Genomic DNA, 20,184 nt, shown 5'->3' with positions numbered 1-20,184 from the left:
TACCATGCTTCGTTGGAATGAGGAATCTTCACAAGTACAAGCAGCGGCGCTAATGCGCCCTGCAGTTTCTGTAAGCGCAAAGGTTGAAGCAATATGCAAAACAATTTTAGCTAATGTAAAAGAGCAAGGCGATGAGGCCTTACTTAGCATGGCCAAAGAGTTTGATAATAGAGCTAACCCACGTTTGCGCGTACCGCTAGATGAAATTAACGCATCTGAGCAAGCACTAAGTGCTGAGCTTAAATACGCAATTGACACCGCTTATGCAAATGTTAAACGTTTTCACGAAGCGCAGTTGCCAAAAGATATTAAATTATCAACCCAACCAGGCGTTGTATGTGAACTGAAATATCAAGCCATCGAAGCAGTCGGTATTTATGTACCCGGTGGCAGTGCTCCACTGCCATCGTCGGTTATTATGCAAGGTGTATTAGCACAGTTGAGCGGCGCTAAAACCGTTGTACTTGCTACGCCGGTACAGGGTGACAAAGCAATTAACCCTGCTATTTTATATGCAGCTAAGTTATGTGGCATTACTACTTTGATAGAAAGTGGTGGCGCAGGCGCAATTGCAGCAATGGCTTATGGCACCGAATCGGTTCCTAAAGTAAACAAAATTTTTGGCCCAGGTAATAGCTTCGTAACAATGGCTAAACAGCTCGTTGCGCAAACTATTCCAGGTATGGCAATTGATATGCCAGCAGGTCCTTCTGAAGTATTAGTTATTGCAGATGAACGTGCAAACCCAGAATTTATAGCCGCCGATTTACTCTCACAAGCAGAGCACGGCGCAGACTCGCAAGTTATTTTACTATGTAACAGCGAAAGTATTATAGAACAAACTCAGCAGGCACTTACACGCCAATTAGCTAATTTGAGCCGCAAAGAAACAGCCGAGCAAGCGCTCGCTAATTCTTCACTTATTTTGGTTGATTCAGTTGAGCAAGCATTTGACGTATCGGCGCAATACGGCCCAGAGCACTTAATTTTACAACTAGGCGCTGCAACACCTTATCTAGATAAAGTTAAAAATGCAGGCTCAGTATTTGTAGGTGACTACACACCAGAATCTGCAGGCGATTACGCATCGGGTACTAACCACGTGTTACCAACATATGGTTACAGTGCAACTTACTCGAGTTTAAACTTGCTTGATTTTTTTCGTACATACACAGTGCAAACAATTACTAAAAGTGGTTTAACACAGCTTTCAAAAGCAATTTTACCACTTGCAGATGCAGAAGGCCTTGATGCCCACGCTAATGCGGTTTCAATTCGTTTAGAGGCAATTAAAAATGAGCAATGAGAGCGCACAAGCGTCTAGCTTATTACCTAAGAATATTGCAGCCCTTGCTGCATACAGCTCTGCAAAAAGTGAAAAGCTAACCGGTACTACGTGGCTAAATGCTAACGAAAGCCCGTATGCTAAAAACCTTGAACTGAGTATTGAGGATTTAAATCGCTACCCCGACCCACAACCGCAACTGGTTATTGACCGTTACGCCGCTTATACAGATCTTGAAAGCGAAAATGTATTAATGACGCGCGGCGCAGATGAAGGCATTGAGCTTTTAGTGCGCACATACTGTGAGCCAGCTAAAGATAGTATTGCGCTATTTTTACCAACCTACGGTATGTACAAAGTTACCGCCGATACACACAATGTTAGTATTAACGCGCTTACCCAAGAATTATTATTAAATGGCAGTGCTGACGAAATAGTTGCAGCTGTTGGCAGCTCAAAACTGGTATTTATTTGTAACCCAAATAATCCAACGGGCAGCCTAACACCACTTGATAAAGTAAAAGCGATTTCAACAGCACTTATGGGTAAAGCACTGGTTATTGTTGACGAAGCCTATATAGAGTTTTGCCCAGAGCAAAGCGCCACAAAACTTATTAATGAGTTTAGTAATGTAGTGGTTTTGCGTACGCTTTCTAAAGCCTTTGCGCTAGCAGGGCTCAGAACGGGCTTTACGCTTGCACAAGCAGCAACACTAGCGCCAATTCGTAAAGTCATTGCGCCGTATCCGGTATCAGGTGTTGTAGCAAATATTGCAGCACAAGCAATTGCACCCGATGCAATTACATCAATGCGCCGCCAAGTTACTATTTTAAATAGCTTAAAAGCTAAGTTGGTAGATTGGCTAAACGCCTCCCCTGCTGCATTAAAAATTCTCACTGGTGAAGGTAACTTTGTTACTTTAAAATTAGCCGATAAAAACTACTTTAAAATTGCACTTGAGCAAGGTTTGGTTATGCGCGCTTTTACACTATACGGTGAAGACGACTGGCTACGAATTTCAATTGGCAGTGAACAAGAACTTGAACAAGTAAAAATTTGGTTAGATGGCTTACAAACGCCGGCTACCGCAGCATCTTTAGCAGGAAACGAAGTATCATGAGTAACCCCTATTTATTTATAGACCGCGACGGCACTATTATTGAAGAGCCAATTACCGACAAACAGGTAGATAGCCTTGAAAAGCTAGCATTTTTACCTGGTGTTATTCCTGCGTTATTACAATTACAAGCCGCAGGTTACCGTTTAGTAATGGTGTCTAACCAAGATGGTTTAGGCACAGATAGCTTTCCTACTGCTGATTTTGACATAGCACAAGACAAAATGATGGACATAATGCAAAGCCAAGGCATTAGCTTTGACGAAGTATTAATTTGCCCACACTTTGACGAGCAAAACTGTGATTGCCGTAAACCTAAAACGGGCTTACTTACCGAGCTTATGCGCTCTGGCAAAGTAGACTTAGCGCGCTCTTTTGTTATTGGCGATCGCCAGACCGATATTGGCCTTGCTCAAAACTTATGTTGTGAAGGTATTTTATACGAAGGCGATTGGAGTGCGATAGTGACAAAATTGACTACCGCAAACCGCGAAGGTCGTGTTACACGCAACACTAAAGAAACCCAAATTGATGTAGCCATAAACCTAGATCAAACTAAAAATGGCAGCATAGACACCGGACTTGGCTTTTTTGATCACATGCTTGATCAAATTCGCACCCACGCAAACATTGGTTTAAACATTAAAGCCAAAGGCGATTTACACATAGACGAGCACCACCTTGTTGAAGACATTGGTATTGCTCTTGGTGTCGCACTTAAACAAGCGCTTGGCACTAAATCGCAAATTGCACGCTATGGTTTTGCGCTCCCTATGGACGAGTGTAAAGCTGAAGCACAAATTGATTTATCGGGCCGTGCATCATTTGTATTAAACGCTAACTTTAGCCGCGAAAAAGCAGGCGACTTAGACGTGCAAATGGTTGAGCACTTTTTCAAAAGCTTGAGTGATAACGCCGCTATTAGCCTTATTTTATCGGTAAGCGACGGTAACTGTCATCACCAAGTAGAAGGCTTATTTAAGGCGTTTTCACGTGCTCTTCGTATGGCAGTGGCACAAGACACGACCCAACAAACAGCCAGCTCTAAGGGATGTTTATGATTGCCATAATTAATACCGGTTGTGCCAATATAAATTCAGTACGCTTTGCGTTTGAACGCTTAGGCCAAACGCCAACAGTTATTACTTCACCAGAGCAATTAGCGGGTTTTGAGCGCGCTATATTGCCAGGTGTAGGTCACGCGTCGGTTGCTATGAAACGCCTAGTAGATAACGGCTGGCAACAAGCTATAAATGAATACCAGCGCCCGCTTATGGGCATTTGTTTAGGTATGCAGTTACTGTGCGAAAGCACCGAAGAAGGTAACGTACAGTGCCTAGGTAAAATACCAGGGCAAGTAAAAGCGCTTGATGTAGGCAATTTAACGTCGCCGCATATGGGTTGGAATAACTTAAGCGTTAACAAAGAGCATGCATTAACTAAAGGGCTAACGCTTGATGAGCAAGTGTATTTTGTTCACAGCTTTGCGCACACCGTCAACGACGCCACACTAGTGAGCGGCGAATATGGTCAAACCTTTTCAGCCATTGTTGCTAAAGACAATTACGCAGGCATGCAATTTCACCCAGAGCGCAGCGCAAAAGTTGGCGCACGTTTATTACAAAATTTTGTTGATTGGCAGTTATAAGCTGCCCATTAACTAACAAAAAAGAGATTATTTGTGATTATTCCAGCATTAGACGTATTACAAAATCAAATTGTGCGCTTGTACCAAGGTAAATACGACACAGCACAGTTTTACCCTTTCGAACTTGGCGCGCGTTTAAAAGAATACGCCGACAGTGGCGCAGGTAAACTACACCTTGTGGATTTAGAAGGTGCACGCGATCCAAGTAAAAAGCAGTGGAAACATATTCAAGCTGCAACCAAAGCACTTAATGTACCGTATCAAGTGGGCGGCGGTATTCGCTCAGAGCAAGATGTAAGTGATTGGCTAAAAGCCGGTGCAAACCAAGTTGTTATTGGTTCAATGGCAGTAGAAAAACGCGAACAAGTAAAAGCCTGGATTGAGCAATTTGGTGCAGAGCATTTTGTAATTGCTCTTGATGTAAATAAAACAGCCACGGGCTGGGCACCTGCTACGCACGGTTGGTTAAGTGAATCTGAATTTGGTTTACTTGAGCTGGTAGATTTTTATGTAAGCTTAGGTGTTATTGATTTTTTATGTACGGACATCAGTAAGGATGGCACGATGACGGGTCCATCGTTTGAGCTTTACGAAGATCTAACTCGCCATAACAGCACAATTAAAGTGCAAGCCTCAGGTGGCGTAAGCTCACTAGATGACATTAAAAAGCTTAAAGAGCTTGGTGTGGGCGGCGTTATTTTAGGTAAATCATTGCTTGATGGCGCATTTAGCGTTGAGGAGGCATTGGCATGTTATCAAAACGCATAATCCCGTGTTTAGACGTTAAAGACGGCCAAGTAGTTAAAGGCGTTAAGTTTAAAGGCCATGAAATAGTTGGCGATATTTTAACAATGGCTAAAGCCTATAGCGAAGCTGGCGCCGATGAACTAGTTTTTTACGAAATCAGCGCAAGCGTTGAAAAACGCCTACTTGATGTAAACTGGGTAGAGAGCATTGCACGCAATATCGACATTCCATTTTGTGTAGCGGGCGGTATTAAATCAGTGGCTGATGCAGCGCGGGTACTTGAGCGCGGTGCTGATAAAATAAGCATTAACAGCCCTGCTATTGCGCGTCCTGAACTTATTAAAGAATTACACGATGAGTTTGGTAAGCAATGTGTTGTTGTAGGTATTGATAGCTTTTTTGATGAAATTACCGGCGAGTATTTAGTTTACCAATTAACCGGCGATCCTAATGCATCAAGCCGTACGCGTTATAAAACACAAGAATGGGTTAAACGCGTACAAGATTTAGGAGCAGGCGAAATTGTATTAAACTGTATGAACCAAGATGGCGTTCGTAACGGTTACGATAACGAGCAACTCAGTAAAATTCGCGAGCTGTGTGACATTCCTTTAATCGCCTCTGGCGGTGCAGGTAGTATGCAAGATTTTGTTGATGTATTTAAACAAAGCAAAGTAGATGGTGCACTAGCCGCCAGCGTTTTTCATAAAAATGTGATTAACATTGGCGAACTAAAACAATTTTTAACAGATAACCAAGTGGCAGCAAGATTATGCAAGTAACACAACAAAACCAAGCTCAAGTCGATTTCGCTAAAAGCGACATGATCCCTGCTATTGTTCAAGATGCCCGCTCGGGTGTTATTTTAATGCAAGGCTTTATGAACAGCGAAGCACTCGCTGTTACCCTTGATACCAATAAGGTAACGTTTTACTCGCGTTCAAAATCGCGTTTATGGACTAAAGGCGAGTCATCAGAAAACTACTTAAACGTAGTATCTGTGCATACCGATTGTGACTACGATTCAATTTTAGTACTTGCCAACCCAGAAGGCCCTACGTGCCATTTAGGCACACAAAGCTGTTTTGGTGATGAAGCAAAACCAAGTTTAAGCTTTTTAGCACAGTTAGAAGATGTGATTGTTGCGCGTAAAAATGACGACCCTGAAAAAAGCTACACTGCCTCATTATTTGCAAAAGACTTAAGCCGTAGTTGTCAAAAAGTAGGTGAAGAAGGCGTAGAAGTTGCCCTTGCCGCTATGAAACACGATAACGATGAGCTAACAAACGAATCTGCTGATTTAATTTATCACCTGACAGTATTGCTACAACGCCAAGGCTTAGCCCTTGAAGATGTAGTTAAATGCTTGCAAGGTCGCCATAAATAGCATTAGTTGTAACTAACAAAGAGGCTCATATTTATATGGGCCTTTTTATTTTTACAGTAAATCACGTGTGATATAGTGCGTGGCTAAATTAATCGGTTACTGTGAACTATGAAAAACTATATTATTCCTTCTATTGTCGCGTTTATTTTAGCGGGCTGTACCAGCAAAACTAATCAGACTACAACTACAACAACCACTACTACTACAACGAATCAGTCTGTAAAAACCACAGTAACACTCGATGAATGCAGCACCATAAATAACCTTATAAGCAGTTATGAGTCTGGTTTTAATTCAATCAAAACAGATAAAGTAAATAACCAGTTTACTAATCAATGGCGTACTAGTGCTCATATGATTGGAGCAAACTGTACGGTTACTTTAAATAAGTCAGAGCAAGCAAGCTACCAATGCCAAACACCTGTTAAAACACAAACGCAAACAATAAAGTCTCATCAAAAACTGGCTAAGCAATTACGCCAATGCTTAACCAAAACAGGTTGGTTGGAAAGCCAAAAAGAAACAGCAAGTTCAATTTACAGCACCTTTGTACTTGATACTAAAACCCCAGTCATTACACTTGCTACTAATCAAGAAGGTAACGGGTTTTCTTCTCGCTTTGAAATTGCACCACCACTAGGACTTTAATATGCGCCAATTAAATCAAAACAAAAAACAATCTAAATTTAAAACTGATTGCCTAGGAATATGCGAAAGGCGCAGCGGTTACTGCACCGGTTGTGGGCGTACTAACGAAGAAATTTTTGATTGGATAATATTATCTGAAGATGAAAAAAAAGCGATTTTAGAAACACCACGAGCAGACGCTAACTCATAACAAATAAAGCCTTTAAATGTTAAAAGTAACAGTTAATTGATTAACTAAAAACTTTTTACTTGTTGTGGCTATTCATTTAGTTGCGCTAATACAGCTTTCGACTACTTGCTCAAATGAGTTATTAATATCTATATTTATAACATTGGGCTCATCTTCTTTTGGAACTTCTAGCGCTTCAAATTGGCTTTTGAGTAAATCAACAGGCATAAAATGTCCTTTTCTGTCCTGCATACGGCTTTTAACCAGCTCAAAATCACCAAAAAGATGTAAAAAGGTAATGCCTGTATTTCCATCACATATTTGTTCTCGGTATTTCTTTTTTAATGCTGAGCAGACTATTACCGCGACTTCATTTTTCTTTTCAATGCTAAATGCAGCATCACGTATTCTTTCGAGCCAAGGCACACGATCAGCATCATTTAAAGGCTGCCCAGATGACATTTTTAATATATTAGCCTTGGGATGTAAGTCGTCTCCGTCGATAAATTTAGCGCCAATGCGCTTTGCTAATGCATCACCCACACTTGACTTTCCTGTGCTTGAAACCCCCATTACAATATAAATACGACCTACATTTGTGTTACTCATGTATTTCCCCTCGCCTTAATTTAATAATTAATTATTTTCAATGTATATATTATATTGAGTTACGGGTAACATGTTACCCGTAACAAATACGAAAGTGAAGTTAAACACACACTAAACATCATAATTCACACTGAATATAAGTAGGGAAAAATGTCAGATTTATCATTAATACTAACAGCGGTAGGCTCCATATTTTTATTGCTTTTTTTAGTAATGAAAGTACGACTACATGCTGTCGTCTCTTTGATCCTTGTTTCTATGATTGCAGGGTTATTCTCAGGAATGAGCCCAGAAATAATTGCCGCTACAATTCAAAAAGGAATGGCCGGAACACTTGGCTTTGTAGCGGTGGTGGTCGCTTTAGGCGCCATGTTTGGCAAAGTAATGGAAGAAACCGGCGCGCTGGATCGTATTGCCCACACACTTTTACACCGTTTTGGAGAAAAAAACGCTAATTGGGCGCTTACCTTTACGGGCTTTATTTGTGCCCTCCCCCTCTTTTTTGATGTAGCCGTTGTACTTTTAATCGGTATTGTTTTTGCTGTGGTAAGAAAAGGCGGTGGTAGCGTTGTTAAAATTGGTATTGGGCTACTTGCTGGAATAGCGTCTTGTCAGGCGTTTCTTATTCCTGCGCCAGGGCCGATTTTGGTTGCCTCTCAATTAGGCGCTGACTATGGTTATATGATTTTATTTGGCCTTATTGCTGCCATACCGGCAATGATTATAGGAGGTCCAATTTGGGGCTCTATTATTTCTAAATCTATTCATGTAGAACTCCCAAAACACGAACAAATCGACGATAACCAAAGAGTTGGTAAAGGCGCGCCTAGTTTTGGATTAGCATTAGGTTTAATTGCTCTGCCGTTAATTATGATTAGTTTAAATACTATTGGTAGCCGCTTTGTTGAAAAAGACTCTGATTTATATAATTGGTTAGCCTTTATAGGTCATCCATTTACAGCAATTTTAGTTGCCTGCCTAATGGCATTTTATTTGCTCGGTGCAAGGCGCGGTGTCCCTAATGCTAGAATCATGGAAATTTGTGGTAGTGCCTTACAACCTGCAGGAATTATTATTCTTGTCACTGGTGCCGGTGGGGTATTTAAACAAGTATTAGTTGATTCAGGAGTAGGTACGGCACTAGGTAATTACTTAGCTGGCTCAGGCTTACCGATTGTAATACTCGCTTTTGTATTATCAGCCGCTGTGCGGGTTATTCAAGGCTCTGCGACTGTAGCTATGCTTACAGCGTGTGGCTTAATTATTCCAATGCTTCAGCCTTTAGGCCTTGATGGAGCGCAGCTTGCCGCTGTCACCATCGCTATTGGTGGGGGCTCTATTGTGCTCTCCCATGTAAACGACTCAGGATTTTGGTTAGCGAGTCGCTATCTCGGTTTGAGCGAAATGCAAACTCTTAAAACATGGACAGTTATGGAAACCATTATTGGTACTGTTGGCGCACTTGTCGCTATGATTATTTCTCTGTTTTTGTAAATTTACAGTACGTAGATTTATCATCACACATATAAAAATTACCTGAGCCTTTTGTTATTTAGGCTCAGGTAATTTAAGTATTTAAACACTCTCACCTAGATGAACTATATAACCAGTATCAATTACTTGCTTATAATTCATGCTAGTATCCAAATCGGAATTAATCCGGCTCAACAACTCTCTTCCCGCAACATTACCTATCTGATAACGAGGGGTGATCACACTTGCTAATTGAGGCACCATTGCTTGGCCAATATCATGACCATGAAAACCCACAACCCCCATTTGGCTAGGCACTAAAATGTTGTTTCGCTGGCATTCAAAAATAGCCCCAATTGCTAAATCATCATTAGTACAAAACAAACAGTCAGTATTTGGGTAGTCAGTACGCGCTTTTTGTAAAAGTTCGGCGCCTAAACTATAAGATGAAGCTTGATCAGTCATCACACTTTTAGGCGTAAAGCCTTTAGCTAACATAGCATCTGAATAACCTTGAAATTTTAGGCGTGTTCGTACATCGAGCCTTGCACCTATATAAACAATATTGCGATAGCCTTTATTTAAAAGTGCCGTCGTCATATCAAAAGCGGCTTTAACGTTATCAAAACCAATCGCTTGCTGCATAGGAGAGTGATGCGTATCCATTATTTCAATCACAGGTACGCCTGACGTTTCAATCATTTTTAGCGTTCTGTCTGTGTGTGTGGTTTCTGATAAAATTAAACCATCAACGTGATACGACAATAGATACTCAACCCGTTTTTCTTCAATTTCAGGGTTATAACCATAATGGGCTAACATTGTTTGATACCCTGCAGGCCCTGTTACATCTTCAATGCCTTTTATAACTTGAGCAAACACGTGATTCGTTAACGATGGGACTAGTACACCAATAGAGTAGCTTTTAGCATTAGAGAGTAAATCAGGGGCTTTATTTGCAATGTAACCTAGCGTATCAATAGCTGCACTAATTTTAGTGCGAGTAGACTCTGATACTTTTTCCGGATTACGTAAATAACGACTCACCGTCATTTTGGTTACACCAACCGCATCGGCAATATCTTGAAGAGAAGAACGTTTGTTTTTTTTCATCACACACAATTAAATAAAATGTTACTTGTAACATACCAACTATTGTGAAAAATCACTACTTTTAGCCATTTTTATTTAAGTTAAAATAATAAATATTTAGCCTACCGCCTGTATTTAAACTGTTGCTAAATGATTGGTTAAAAAGGTTTAGAAAACCTAAACCTTTTTAACCAACGATACTGTATTTACAGTAAAGTTGAACAAGCATTTCTAAATAATTTAATTTAAGCCTTATCGAGCGCTTGGCTTACATCGGCAATTATGTCAGCAATGTTTTCAATTCCGACTGACAAACGGATTAAATCGCGACTTACACCCGCATTAGCAAGCTCTTCATCATTTAGTTGGCGGTGTGTAGTTGACGCAGGATGGCACGCAAGCGACTTGGCATCGCCAATATTAACTAAGCGTAAAATCATGTTTAGCGCATCAATAAAACGAGTACCCGCTTCTAGGCCACCAGCAATACCAAAGCTTAAAATACCCGATGCTTTACCACTGGTAATTTTTTGGCTCATTTCGTTATACGGGCTTGATTTAAGCCCTGCGTAATTAACCCAAAGCACTTTTGGATGATTTTCTAAATACTCAGCTAGCTGCTGTGCATTCTCGCAGTGGCGATCCATTCTTAAGCCTAAGGTTTCAAGGCCAATTAAAATGTCAGATGCGTTTTTAGGCGCAAGCGCTGCGCCAGTATTTCTAAGTGGCACTACTCTACAACGTCCAATAAATGCAGCTTCAGCAAAAGCTTCGGTATAAACCACATTGTGATACGACGGATCGGGCTCGTTCATCATTGCAAAGCGCGTGGCATTCGCTTTCCAATCAAATTTACCTGAGTCGACAATCATGCCGCCAATAGCAGTACCGTGCCCGTTTATATACTTTGTAAGTGAGTGTACCACTATATCGGCGCCCAGCTCAAATGGGCGGCATAAATACGGCGTAGCCACGGTATTATCAACAATAAGCGGCACACCTTTGCTGTGTGCAATACGTGCTAAACGTTCAATATCAACAATATTACCTGCAGGATTACCAATAGATTCACAAAAAACAGCGCGGGTGTTGTCGTCAATTGCATTCTCGAACGCGGTAAAGTCATCGGCTTTAATCATGCGTGCTTCAATACCTTGCCTAGGTAGTGTATGAGCAAATAAGTTATACGTGCCACCATATACTTGGCTGGTGCTTACAATGTTAGTACCGACTTCACACAAACATTGAATAGCATACGTAATAGCAGCCATCCCAGAGGCAACAGCCAGCCCACCAATGCCCCCTTCCATCGCGGCAATACGTTGTTCAAGTACGGCATTGGTTGGGTTCATTATGCGGGTGTAAATATTTCCAGGTACTTTTAAATCGAATAAATCAGCGCCATGCTGCGTGTTGTCAAATGTATAAGAAGAAGTGTGATAAATAGGCACGGCTGCCGATTTGGTCGTAGGCTCAGATTCGTAACCGTGGTGCAGTGCTAATGACTCTAATTTCATAATTATTTCCTTCAATTAATTTACCACTAACCTAGCACTTCTTGGTTATAAAATGTACATGAAATATATTTAAGGGTGTTAAGGTGATTTGATTTAAGTTAAAGGGGGATAATAGCTATGAGTTCAAGGATTATGTTCTTTTGAACTTTTTAGAAAAACCATATAAAAAAACTTTATATGGCTGTGTTCTTCCATTAGGTAGTAAGTTATTTTAAGGTTATATTTAATGAATTAGTATTAAGCACTAAATAAAACAAGCTTAATCGAAATATGTATTAGAAACTTTAGAGGACAACATAAATTACTAATATTATTTGTATTGTATGGCTCGAATATATTCAATAAGTTGGTCAACAGGAAGCGGCTTTGAGAAAAAGTATCCTTGAATCCTAATACCTTTATATCTAGATAAGTGTGTAATTAGCTTTCCATCTTCTACCCCCTCTACTACCACTTTCTTGCCTAAGTCATAACAAACTTTGATAATGGTATCTAAAAGCTTTCGTTCTTTCGTATCTTTATCCGCTCCAAGAGTAAACTCTCGATCAATTTTAATAATGTTCGCGGGCTGATTAGCAAGATATGACAAACTTGAAAAACCAGTCCCAAAATCGTCTATAGCAACATTCAAACCTGAATTAATTAATTCAAGTAATGTTTTCTCTATAGATGTCTTTTCTTGAAAGGAGGACTCAGTGACTTCAACAGTGAAATTTTTATATGTGATGTTATTTTGAGTAAGTAAATGGAGTAAGTCGATAGAAAAATTGTCTTTAATAATCTGCTTAGTTGAAAAATTAACTGCTACGGTTATATTTTGCAGTTGCGAATGTTTTTTTATATCGTGAAGGACTTGATTTAAAACTTGTTTACCTACTTGAACTATTTGACCCGTAGTTTCTGCTACAGGGATAAATTTTGCCGGAGAGATCCATTCACCGTTACAACACCACCTAACTAGCGCTTCAACACCTACAATTTGGTTCCCATTCAAGTTATGTATAGGTTGGTAGAACACTTCTAATTCGTTGTTCTTTAGAGCCGTGTGTAAATTATTTCGGATAATAATTTTTTCGCTGTGCTTATCATCCATTATTTGTTGATAAAAGTGTATTTGATTCCCTCCAAGCTCTGTAGATTTTTCAAGGGCTATATTTGCTTGCTGAAGGTTAAGCTTAAAATTAAATAATTCGGGGGTTTGATAAAATACCACTCCAGCACTTGCAGTAAGATTGAAGTCAAATGTGTCTATACAGTACGCTTTAGATAAATCGAGTATTAGAGCCTCAATTTTTTGCTCAAGGATAGCTGGTGTAGTATCTGTAAAATATAAAACAAAGCTATCGTTAATTCCCTTAGAAATTAATACTCGGTTGTCAACATTTATACTTATTCTTTCAGAAGCTTTTTTCAGAATTTTATCACTGATTTCATAACCTAAAGAGTTATGTATCTCTTCATAAAAATCTAGTTTAACTATTACAGTTGCAAAATTACTATATCCTCTAACCGAGCTAAGCTGCAGAAACTCTTCTTCCAAAGCTTTCAATCTCAGTAAACCAGTTAATTCATCATGCTTTGTACTAAACTCTAAGGCTCTTGATGAATCAGCTACCAGTACAAAAATAAATATAAATAGAAACGTAAACCATAATATTAATTGATCAATTATGGTATCAATGTGTATTGCTTCATAGTCATTGATAAAGGTATAGACATTATGTTCAACTAAACCCATCACATTTATTTTTTCAGTGATAAAATGGTTATAACGGCTAGTTAGCTTGTTTAAATCAGACTGAGTTTTATTTTTATAATCTACTGAAAAGTATACATTTGGAGTTAATTCTAAATATGTATCATACCGACTAAGATATTTTAAATAACTTTTCTCTAATAATAAGTTCATATCTAGTAAATTTAATATATAAAAACGACTTTGATTCGCAAGTTTAACAGGAGCTAAAAACATTAAAATTGGTATATCGGAGTCTAGAGTTAATGAGTTAGCTGCAAATTGGACTTCCTCTATATCTCTTTTAAGCCATAATTTTATTGTAGGTTTTTCTAGCATTCCATTTAAGTAAAAACTGCTAGAAAAATTATCGCCTGAAATATAATTTAATTCATTATCAAGAACTAAAACACCTTTGATTATATTATAATCACTAATGTAATTTTTTGAGTCTATATTAATTAGACGCATAAAATCTTCAAAACTAACTTTTTCTACTCTAGTCTTTATTCTAGCTAGAGCTTTTTTCTGTGAAGCCAAAGAGCGGTTTATCATTGTTTCTAATAAGTGTATTTTTTCTCTTGCATTAGCATCTTGGGTTCTGACTAGATTCAAAGATGACTGATGCCACACAGTTGAACCGATTAATACAACTATAAATACGACTAATTTTATTTTTTTCATTTCATTTATTTTTATATTTTTATGAAAAGCTTTGATAGTAATTGCTGAAAAACAAGTAAACATAAAAATGGCGTACAATGATAAAGTAAATGGCTTGTTATCAAGGCTTCCCAGATCGAAATTAACCTGCATATGAAATAAAAAAGAAAACTGAATAAATAGAAAACACAATGCAGCAACTGTAGCTATTGCGATGCAATACTTCTTTGCATATAGACTTACTTTTTTTATGGTTGCTAAAACGCCTGCAATTAACAGTGAAATTATTGCCGTCGTGGGGCTTATCACCTTCATTAATTCATACCCAGAAAAAGTAGATTCAACCATTCCTAGTGCAAAAATAATACAGTGAAAATACAAAATAGCGCTATATAAAATACTAGTCGCACTTCTTGTCACATTCAATCTCATATCATAACCCGTTAAATTTATCAGCTGCCCCAATGCAGTTTAAAAGGATTGCTTATATAATTCAATGCAAACATAAAGTATTACTTATTAATCATTTTTCTTGTGAAGTGGCCGAGAAATACACTTTTGATTGTAAGACCTCCAAGTTGACATCCATGTTTTCATTATATACGATACATGCATAAATCATATACGGTATATATAATGGGAATAGTGAAAATATCAGATGGGCTGCATGAAGAAATTAGAAAATCGAGTAATATCATGTCCAGATCTATCAATTCACAAGCAGAGTTTTGGATTAAAATAGGCATGCTTGCTGAGTTAAATCCGACACTTACCTACCATGAAATAATTAAAAAACAACTCATAAAAGAAAAGCTTACTATTCAGGATCTTTTGCATGAGTAAAGCAACAATAAAGACTGATGCAGAAATTGAGCTGATGAGAGAATCAGGAAAGCTTTTAGCTCAGGTATTTAAAATGCTTGATGATTTTATTTGCGAGGGCATAACTACGTTAGATATAGACACTAAAGTAGAAAGCTATATTACCAATGTGTTACATGCTCGTCCTGCCAGTAAAGGCCAATATGGCTATCGGTATTCATTGAACTCATCTGTTAATGACGTAGTGTGCCATGGTGTACCCAATAATATTTATAAATTAAAAAACAAAGATATTTTAAATATTGATATTACCTTAGAGAAAAATGGTTATATCAGTGATTCAAGTAAAATGTATACTTTTGCAGCGACAAGCTCAGAAGCCAAACGATTGGTTAAAACGACTTATGATGCTATGTGGGAAGGTATTAAGGTGGTAAAGCCAAAAGCAACGCTTGGTGATATTGGCTATGCTATTCAAAAGCACGCTGAATCTTCTGGTTATAGTGTAGTACGTGAATATTGCGGTCATGGTATTGGTAAAGAAATGCATGAAGAGCCGCAAGTTTTGCATTATGGTAAACCTCATACAGGGTTAGTACTTGAAGCAGGTATGACCTTTACTATAGAGCCTATGATCAACCAAGGTTCCAAGAAGGTAAAAACTAAAAAAGATGGATGGACAGTCGTAACAAAAGACAAGAAACTTTCTGCTCAGTGGGAACATACCGTTCTAGTAACAGAAACGGGCTTCGAAGTTTTAACACTTCGCGATGAAGAGAAGCGTGCTTAGCAAAACTAAGTTATGCTACTGACGTATACAAACCGTAACCCATTATGATTAATAAAAAAGGCGCTTCCTTTACGGTAAGCGCCCTTCTCTTATCTCACTAATTACCTATTTCACGATTGTCATTTCGTCTAACAAGTTTTGTGCATTATCTACTTTATCCATTACCCACAGCATGTAGCGCGAATCAACGTGGATAGAGCGATTAAGCTCAGGGTTGTAATCCCAGTCACCAATAATACTTTCGTAAACACCGTCAAACAGTAAACCAACAAGCTCTGCTTTGCCGTTAAGTGTTGGCGAACCTGAGTTACCACCGGTAGTGTCTACATTTGATAAAAAGTTAACAGGTACTGTATTCATGCCGCCCGTGTAATCACCGTAAAGCTTGGCTTTAATTTGCTCTTGTAACTTTTTAGGTGCATTAAATGGGTCAACATCGGTGTTTTTAGCTAGTAACCCTTCAAGCGATGTAAAAGGTGTTGCTACCAAGCCGTCTTGAGGTGAATAGCCGCCTACAGTGCCATAGGTTACTCGTAGTGTGCTGTTGGCATCAGCGTATACAGGTTTGTTTTTAGCTTTGTTAAACGCAATTATTGCGCTCATTAGCTCAGGGCGAGCCGCTTGTAATTTACCTGCAAGTGCTTTTGATTTATCTTCCTCTGCTTTCATTACTTTAAATATTGCTTTAGCGTACTGCACAAATGGGTCTTGGCTTTGATTTAGCTGGCTAAACAATTGTTCAAATAATGAATTGCGAACAGTGGCATTATCGAGTCTTGACTGCTCATACATGCTATCAAGTAACGCGCTTTGGGTTGCTTTATCAAACCCATTTTGTACTTTAAATACGTTATCAACCTCGCTAAAACGCTCTTCTTTTGGAAGTGCTGCATACAGTTCTAAAAAGTGCAGTAAAATAGCTTTGTCTACTTTGCTATCATAACGGCGCGTCATGCGCTCAAGCCCTGCTTTAATGCGAGGTAAGTCACGTTCTTGATAACCAGATTCACGTTCGCTATTTGGCTTTTGCTTTTCATAAGCTAAGCGGTATAAACGTCGTGCTGTGCTGATCATCTGTGAGCGATGTACATAACCTAACATTCGGTCGCGTTCACTGTGCTCTTGTGATTGTGCAATTAGCTCAGATAGCTCACCTAATACGCTTCCGTATTGCTCTTTACGCTCACCATCGCTATTGATCCATTGTGTTAACTCTTGCTCAAACTGTTTTTTGCGCTCAAGCATAGTGCCTTTTTTGAAGCTTTCGATCATCGAACCATAGTTTTTAATATAGTTGTTATAACCTGCAATGGTGCTTTCGTAAGCAATACGCGCTTTACTGCCGTCTTCTGAGTTTTCTTCAATAAGCGACACGTATTTTGAGTTATGAACGCGTGCTTTAGGGTAGCTGTCGTTAAATACGTTATCTACCTCTGTTGCTATACGGTAGCGGTTAGTACGCCCTGGGTAGCCTGTAACCATTACAAAGTCGCCTTCTTGCACGCCTTTGGCACTTACCTTTAGGTAAGAGTCTGGTACGTAAGGTACGTTGTCTTCGCTGTATTCTGCTGGTTTACCATCTTTGCCTACGTAAGCACGGTAAAAACCAAAGTCGCCAGTATGGCGCGGCCACATCCAGTTATCTATATCGCCACCGTAGTTACCTACGCCCATAGCCGGTGCATAAGATAAACGTACGTCTTTAATTTCAAGTGACTTAATTAGGTAAAACTCTAAGCCACCATGAAACGAATACACGTTACAACGATAGCTTTCGTCGGCTTCACACTGGGCTACTAGCGCTTTTTCGTTTTTTACTATTGCGTCGTAGCGTGCTTTACCGCTTAATTTTTCGATACCTTTATTAACTTTATCAGTCACATTAGTAACTGTTTCTGTGACGTATACGCGTGAACCCGGCGTTGCTGGTAAATCCTCAGCAGGACTTTTAGCTAAAAAGCCATTTTCTAAAATGTTGTTTTCAGGTGTTGAATTGTATTGCACCGAGCCATAAACACAGTGATGGTTTGACACAACTAAACCCTTAGGCGATACAAACGATGCTGTACAGCCACCTAGGCTAATTACCGCATTCATTGGGAATTCGGTTAATTTAGAAATAGATTCAACATCAATTTCAAGCCCTTTGGCTTTTAAAATTGATTCTAACTCAGGAAGTTGGTGTGGTTGCCACATGCCTTCGTCGGCTATGGCACTACTCGCAAGTGATAAAGAAAATGTGGCTACTAATGTAGCTACAAGAGGTTTTAAACGCATTATAGAATCCTTTTTATTTGTTTCTATAACAGGTTACTCGTCAGTAGCTAATGAGGTCAATAGCCGTGCAATGATTTGTTACAATCGAGTGTTAAATCTTACTTTTTATCAAAATTCATCGAAAAATCAAGAAACTGTTTTGCTGGTATTGGTTTGCTAAAGTAAAAACCTTGCATAAAATCACAGCCTAATTTGTTCAATAAAGTAAGCTGCTCTTTTGTTTCTACGCCTTCGGCTACCACTGTCAGCCCTAAACTGTGTGACATGGCAATAATTGCCTTTACGAGATTACAATCTTCATTGTTTAGTACAATACCGTCAATAAAACTTCTATCTATTTTGAGTACATTAAAAGGGTATTCTCTCAAATAACTTAACGATGAATAACCTGTACCAAAGTCATCCATTGATAAGTTAATGCCTAATGCTGTTATTTCAGTCAGTATATCAACAACATTAGTGTGGCAACTCATCAGCACTCCCTCAGTTATTTCAAGCTCTAAATTTTCGGGATTTACGTTTGCTTCACTCAATGAGTTTTGAATAAAACTGAGCAGCCCTACGTCCCTAAATTGGCGAGGAGATAAGTTAACAGCCATGGTGTATTGCTGTGTGCGTTTACAAGTACTTTGCCATGTGTTTAAAAAATCTAATGCTTGGCTAATTACAAACTTGCCAATGGGTACAATTAATCCTGTATTTTCGGCAATAGGTATAAACTCATCGGGTGTTACATTACCTAGCACAGAGTTATGCCAGCGTAATAACGCTTCTGCACCAATGATGTGTTTATTTTTGGCGTCAAATTGGGGCTGGTAGAATAACTCAAATTCATTACGTTCAAGGGCGCCACGCATCTGCTCTTCTATTACTAGTCGGCGCTGAATAATTACATTCATTTTTTTAGTAAAAAATGAATAAGTATTACGACCATATGATTTTGCTTGATACATTGCGGTGTCAGCATTTCGTAATAAATCAGCAACGGTTGTACCATTTTCTGGGTATATGGCTACACCAATACTTGCTGTTAGTATGTGTTCCCGGCCCTCTATTTTAAAAGGGGCTCTAAAGTTATTGACCAGTTTTTCAGTAATTTTTAGCGCTGCATGGTGATCAGTTATACCTCGCAGTAATACGATAAACTCATCTCCACCTAGGCGCCCTACCGTGTCGTCTTTTCGCAATGCCTCTTGTAGCCTTTGCGCTGATTCAATTAAAAGTTTGTCTCCTGTTTCATGGCCTAACGAATCATTTATTTTTTTAAAATCATCTAAATCCAAAAACAGTACCGCTGCTTTTTCGTTATTTCTTTGTGCTTCAATAAGTAATTGCGACAAACGATCAAGTGCTAAAAAACGATTTGGAAGTAAAGTTAGACTATCGTAATACGCTTGATGTCTAATTAGTTCATCTGATTTATGCTGTTCTGTAATATCTCGAATAATAACCATTAACTGATTATGTTCTGTTATTTTATTTATTCTTGCTTCAAAAAAAACGAGCCCATGGGGCAAAGCTAGCTCGTATTTAAAGCTCATCATCTGCTCTTTTTCTAATACGAGGCTGATATAGGTTTCAAATTTTTCGGCTACATCGCGCGGGAGTACATCACCCATTTTTTTACCAATAAATTGCTTGGGCTTGGTGTAGAGATCTGTTTCATTACTGGCATGATACTCAATAATAGTTCCATCATTTTCCATCAAGAAAAATAAGTCAGGAATTGCCTCAAAAATAGTTTTTAGCATATCCTCATTAAATGATGCATCTGCTTGTGCCTTTTTAACCTCAGATAAGTCAATATCAATGCAATACATTTGTTTTGTATTATATTGATTTGTAAGCATAACATGGCTAGAAAAAACAGATACACTTTCGCCATCTTTACCTTTTAGGGTAATTTCGGATGCTGGAATTTCTATGTCTTTTTCTACCCAATCACTGTGTGCGTCAATTACAAATTCACACATCGGCTCTGGAATTATAAGGTCTTCTATTTTTTGCCCTATGGCTTCTTCTTTTGTGTATCCGTAAAGTCGCTCACTGCCTTCATTCCAATAAATAACACGACGTTCATTGTCATAACCTTGAACAGAAATTACATTTACCGCATGCAAATAGTCGTTAATTACAAATTGGTTGGTTAAGTCTGAAGCAACGTCGTCTAATTTCATTTTGAGGATATATCCATAAGTAATTTTA

General features: G+C 38.8%; 18 protein-coding genes. 12 read left to right on the top strand and 6 right to left on the bottom strand.

Annotation, left to right across the window (positions count from 1 at the left end):
* Nucleotides 1-4 precede the first annotated feature (4 nt).
* The 9 genes from hisD (at nt 5) to H5115_RS00370 (ending at nt 7,022) form a co-directional block, all read left to right on the top strand.
* Entirely contained in the window at nt 5-1,306 is a 1,302-nt protein-coding gene (hisD, locus tag H5115_RS00410) for a histidinol dehydrogenase (RefSeq protein ID WP_008138593.1), read from the top strand.
* Nucleotides 1,296-2,405: a histidinol-phosphate transaminase gene (gene hisC, locus H5115_RS00405; protein ID WP_182753022.1), complete on the top strand. Its 1,110-nt coding sequence runs from the start codon at nt 1,296-1,298 to the stop codon at nt 2,403-2,405. Before hisD ends, hisC begins: the two co-directional genes overlap by 11 nt.
* Entirely contained in the window at nt 2,402-3,463 is a 1,062-nt protein-coding gene (hisB, locus tag H5115_RS00400; protein ID WP_182753020.1) for a bifunctional histidinol-phosphatase/imidazoleglycerol-phosphate dehydratase HisB, read from the top strand. Before hisC ends, hisB begins: the two co-directional genes overlap by 4 nt.
* Nucleotides 3,460-4,050 (top strand): imidazole glycerol phosphate synthase subunit HisH, encoded by a 591-nt coding sequence (gene hisH, locus H5115_RS00395; RefSeq protein ID WP_002960265.1) that lies wholly within the window; start codon nt 3,460-3,462, stop codon nt 4,048-4,050. The genes hisB and hisH overlap by 4 nt, the downstream gene beginning before the upstream one ends.
* 33 nt (nt 4,051-4,083) lie before the next feature.
* Entirely contained in the window at nt 4,084-4,818 is a 735-nt protein-coding gene (locus tag H5115_RS00390) for a 1-(5-phosphoribosyl)-5-[(5-phosphoribosylamino)methylideneamino] imidazole-4-carboxamide isomerase (protein ID WP_002960267.1), read from the top strand.
* On the top strand, nt 4,800-5,579 hold the full coding sequence (gene hisF, locus H5115_RS00385) for an imidazole glycerol phosphate synthase subunit HisF (protein WP_002960269.1): 780 nt from the start codon (nt 4,800-4,802) through the stop codon (nt 5,577-5,579). The genes H5115_RS00390 and hisF overlap by 19 nt, the downstream gene beginning before the upstream one ends.
* Nucleotides 5,570-6,184, top strand: coding sequence for a bifunctional phosphoribosyl-AMP cyclohydrolase/phosphoribosyl-ATP diphosphatase HisIE (hisIE, locus tag H5115_RS00380; protein WP_182753018.1), 615 nt, complete (start codon nt 5,570-5,572; stop codon nt 6,182-6,184). Before hisF ends, hisIE begins: the two co-directional genes overlap by 10 nt.
* A gap of 108 nt (nt 6,185-6,292) precedes the next feature.
* The gene (locus H5115_RS00375) at nt 6,293-6,832 is read left to right on the top strand and encodes a hypothetical protein (protein ID WP_182753016.1); all 540 of its coding nucleotides are present in this window, start codon (nt 6,293-6,295) and stop codon (nt 6,830-6,832) included.
* 1 nt (nt 6,833) lies between these two features.
* Nucleotides 6,834-7,022, top strand: coding sequence for a DUF1289 domain-containing protein (locus H5115_RS00370; RefSeq protein ID WP_165723885.1), 189 nt, complete (start codon nt 6,834-6,836; stop codon nt 7,020-7,022).
* Between the two features lie 72 nt (nt 7,023-7,094).
* Here H5115_RS00370 and H5115_RS00365 read toward each other — a convergent pair whose 3' ends face one another.
* Nucleotides 7,095-7,610 (bottom strand): gluconokinase, encoded by a 516-nt coding sequence (locus tag H5115_RS00365; RefSeq protein ID WP_182753014.1) that lies wholly within the window; start codon nt 7,608-7,610, stop codon nt 7,095-7,097.
* A gap of 150 nt (nt 7,611-7,760) precedes the next feature.
* Here H5115_RS00365 and gntU point away from each other — a divergent pair, with 150 nt between their 5' ends.
* Entirely contained in the window at nt 7,761-9,104 is a 1,344-nt protein-coding gene (gene gntU, locus H5115_RS00360) for a gluconate transporter (RefSeq protein ID WP_182753012.1), read from the top strand.
* An 81-nt stretch (nt 9,105-9,185) separates the two neighbouring features.
* Here the strand turns inward: gntU and gntR are convergent, their stop codons facing one another.
* The 3 genes from gntR to H5115_RS00345 form a co-directional block, all read right to left on the bottom strand.
* Nucleotides 9,186-10,196 (bottom strand): gluconate operon transcriptional repressor GntR, encoded by a 1,011-nt coding sequence (gene gntR, locus H5115_RS00355; protein ID WP_182753010.1) that lies wholly within the window; start codon nt 10,194-10,196, stop codon nt 9,186-9,188.
* A gap of 224 nt (nt 10,197-10,420) precedes the next feature.
* Complete coding sequence (locus H5115_RS00350) at nt 10,421-11,692, bottom strand: O-acetylhomoserine aminocarboxypropyltransferase/cysteine synthase family protein (protein ID WP_101162859.1); 1,272 nt, start codon at nt 11,690-11,692, stop codon at nt 10,421-10,423.
* Nucleotides 11,693-12,002: 310 nt separating this feature from the next.
* Complete coding sequence (locus tag H5115_RS00345; RefSeq protein WP_220487148.1) at nt 12,003-14,522, bottom strand: bifunctional diguanylate cyclase/phosphodiesterase; 2,520 nt, start codon at nt 14,520-14,522, stop codon at nt 12,003-12,005.
* A gap of 204 nt (nt 14,523-14,726) precedes the next feature.
* On the opposite strand from H5115_RS00345, the gene H5115_RS00340 reads away from it, so the two are divergent.
* Entirely contained in the window at nt 14,727-14,933 is a 207-nt protein-coding gene (locus H5115_RS00340; protein WP_024596935.1) for a ParD-like family protein, read from the top strand.
* Entirely contained in the window at nt 14,926-15,702 is a 777-nt protein-coding gene (map, locus tag H5115_RS00335; protein ID WP_024605997.1) for a type I methionyl aminopeptidase, read from the top strand. The genes H5115_RS00340 and map overlap by 8 nt, the downstream gene beginning before the upstream one ends.
* A gap of 105 nt (nt 15,703-15,807) precedes the next feature.
* Here the strand turns inward: map and H5115_RS00330 are convergent, their stop codons facing one another.
* Both H5115_RS00330 and H5115_RS00325 read right to left on the bottom strand, forming a co-directional pair.
* The gene (locus H5115_RS00330) at nt 15,808-17,979 is read right to left on the bottom strand and encodes a S46 family peptidase (protein WP_182753009.1); all 2,172 of its coding nucleotides are present in this window, start codon (nt 17,977-17,979) and stop codon (nt 15,808-15,810) included.
* A gap of 98 nt (nt 17,980-18,077) precedes the next feature.
* Nucleotides 18,078-20,156, bottom strand: coding sequence for a bifunctional diguanylate cyclase/phosphodiesterase (locus H5115_RS00325; protein ID WP_182753007.1), 2,079 nt, complete (start codon nt 20,154-20,156; stop codon nt 18,078-18,080).
* Nucleotides 20,157-20,184 lie beyond the last annotated feature (28 nt).

Source organism: Pseudoalteromonas sp. SR44-2, from assembly GCF_014163745.1.
GTDB classification, from domain to species: domain Bacteria; phylum Pseudomonadota; class Gammaproteobacteria; order Enterobacterales; family Alteromonadaceae; genus Pseudoalteromonas; species Pseudoalteromonas distincta.
Note: the sequence above shows the minus strand (reverse complement) of the source record. Positions and strands in the feature narration are given on the sequence as shown.

What these genes read in the sequence shown, in the direction of transcription:
- hisF (WP_002960269.1), top strand. Translation starts at nt 4,800, where the DNA reads ATGTTATCAAAACGCATAATCCCGTGTTTAGACGTTAAAGACGGCCAA.
- H5115_RS00350 (WP_101162859.1), bottom strand. Translation starts at nt 11,692, where the DNA reads ATGAAATTAGAGTCATTAGCACTGCACCACGGTTACGAATCTGAGCCT.
- hisC (WP_182753022.1), top strand. Translation starts at nt 1,296, where the DNA reads ATGAGCAATGAGAGCGCACAAGCGTCTAGCTTATTACCTAAGAATATT.
- H5115_RS00370 (WP_165723885.1), top strand. Translation starts at nt 6,834, where the DNA reads ATGCGCCAATTAAATCAAAACAAAAAACAATCTAAATTTAAAACTGAT.
- gntU (WP_182753012.1), top strand. Translation starts at nt 7,761, where the DNA reads ATGTCAGATTTATCATTAATACTAACAGCGGTAGGCTCCATATTTTTA.
- H5115_RS00375 (WP_182753016.1), top strand. Translation starts at nt 6,293, where the DNA reads ATGAAAAACTATATTATTCCTTCTATTGTCGCGTTTATTTTAGCGGGC.
- hisD (WP_008138593.1), top strand. Translation starts at nt 5, where the DNA reads ATGCTTCGTTGGAATGAGGAATCTTCACAAGTACAAGCAGCGGCGCTA.
- hisIE (WP_182753018.1), top strand. Translation starts at nt 5,570, where the DNA reads ATGCAAGTAACACAACAAAACCAAGCTCAAGTCGATTTCGCTAAAAGC.
- H5115_RS00345 (WP_220487148.1), bottom strand. Translation starts at nt 14,522, where the DNA reads ATGAGATTGAATGTGACAAGAAGTGCGACTAGTATTTTATATAGCGCT.
- H5115_RS00325 (WP_182753007.1), bottom strand. Translation starts at nt 20,156, where the DNA reads ATGAAATTAGACGACGTTGCTTCAGACTTAACCAACCAATTTGTAATT.
- H5115_RS00340 (WP_024596935.1), top strand. Translation starts at nt 14,727, where the DNA reads ATGGGAATAGTGAAAATATCAGATGGGCTGCATGAAGAAATTAGAAAA.
- hisH (WP_002960265.1), top strand. Translation starts at nt 3,460, where the DNA reads ATGATTGCCATAATTAATACCGGTTGTGCCAATATAAATTCAGTACGC.
- H5115_RS00330 (WP_182753009.1), bottom strand. Translation starts at nt 17,979, where the DNA reads ATGCGTTTAAAACCTCTTGTAGCTACATTAGTAGCCACATTTTCTTTA.
- hisB (WP_182753020.1), top strand. Translation starts at nt 2,402, where the DNA reads ATGAGTAACCCCTATTTATTTATAGACCGCGACGGCACTATTATTGAA.
- H5115_RS00365 (WP_182753014.1), bottom strand. Translation starts at nt 7,610, where the DNA reads ATGAGTAACACAAATGTAGGTCGTATTTATATTGTAATGGGGGTTTCA.
- map (WP_024605997.1), top strand. Translation starts at nt 14,926, where the DNA reads ATGAGTAAAGCAACAATAAAGACTGATGCAGAAATTGAGCTGATGAGA.
- gntR (WP_182753010.1), bottom strand. Translation starts at nt 10,196, where the DNA reads ATGAAAAAAAACAAACGTTCTTCTCTTCAAGATATTGCCGATGCGGTT.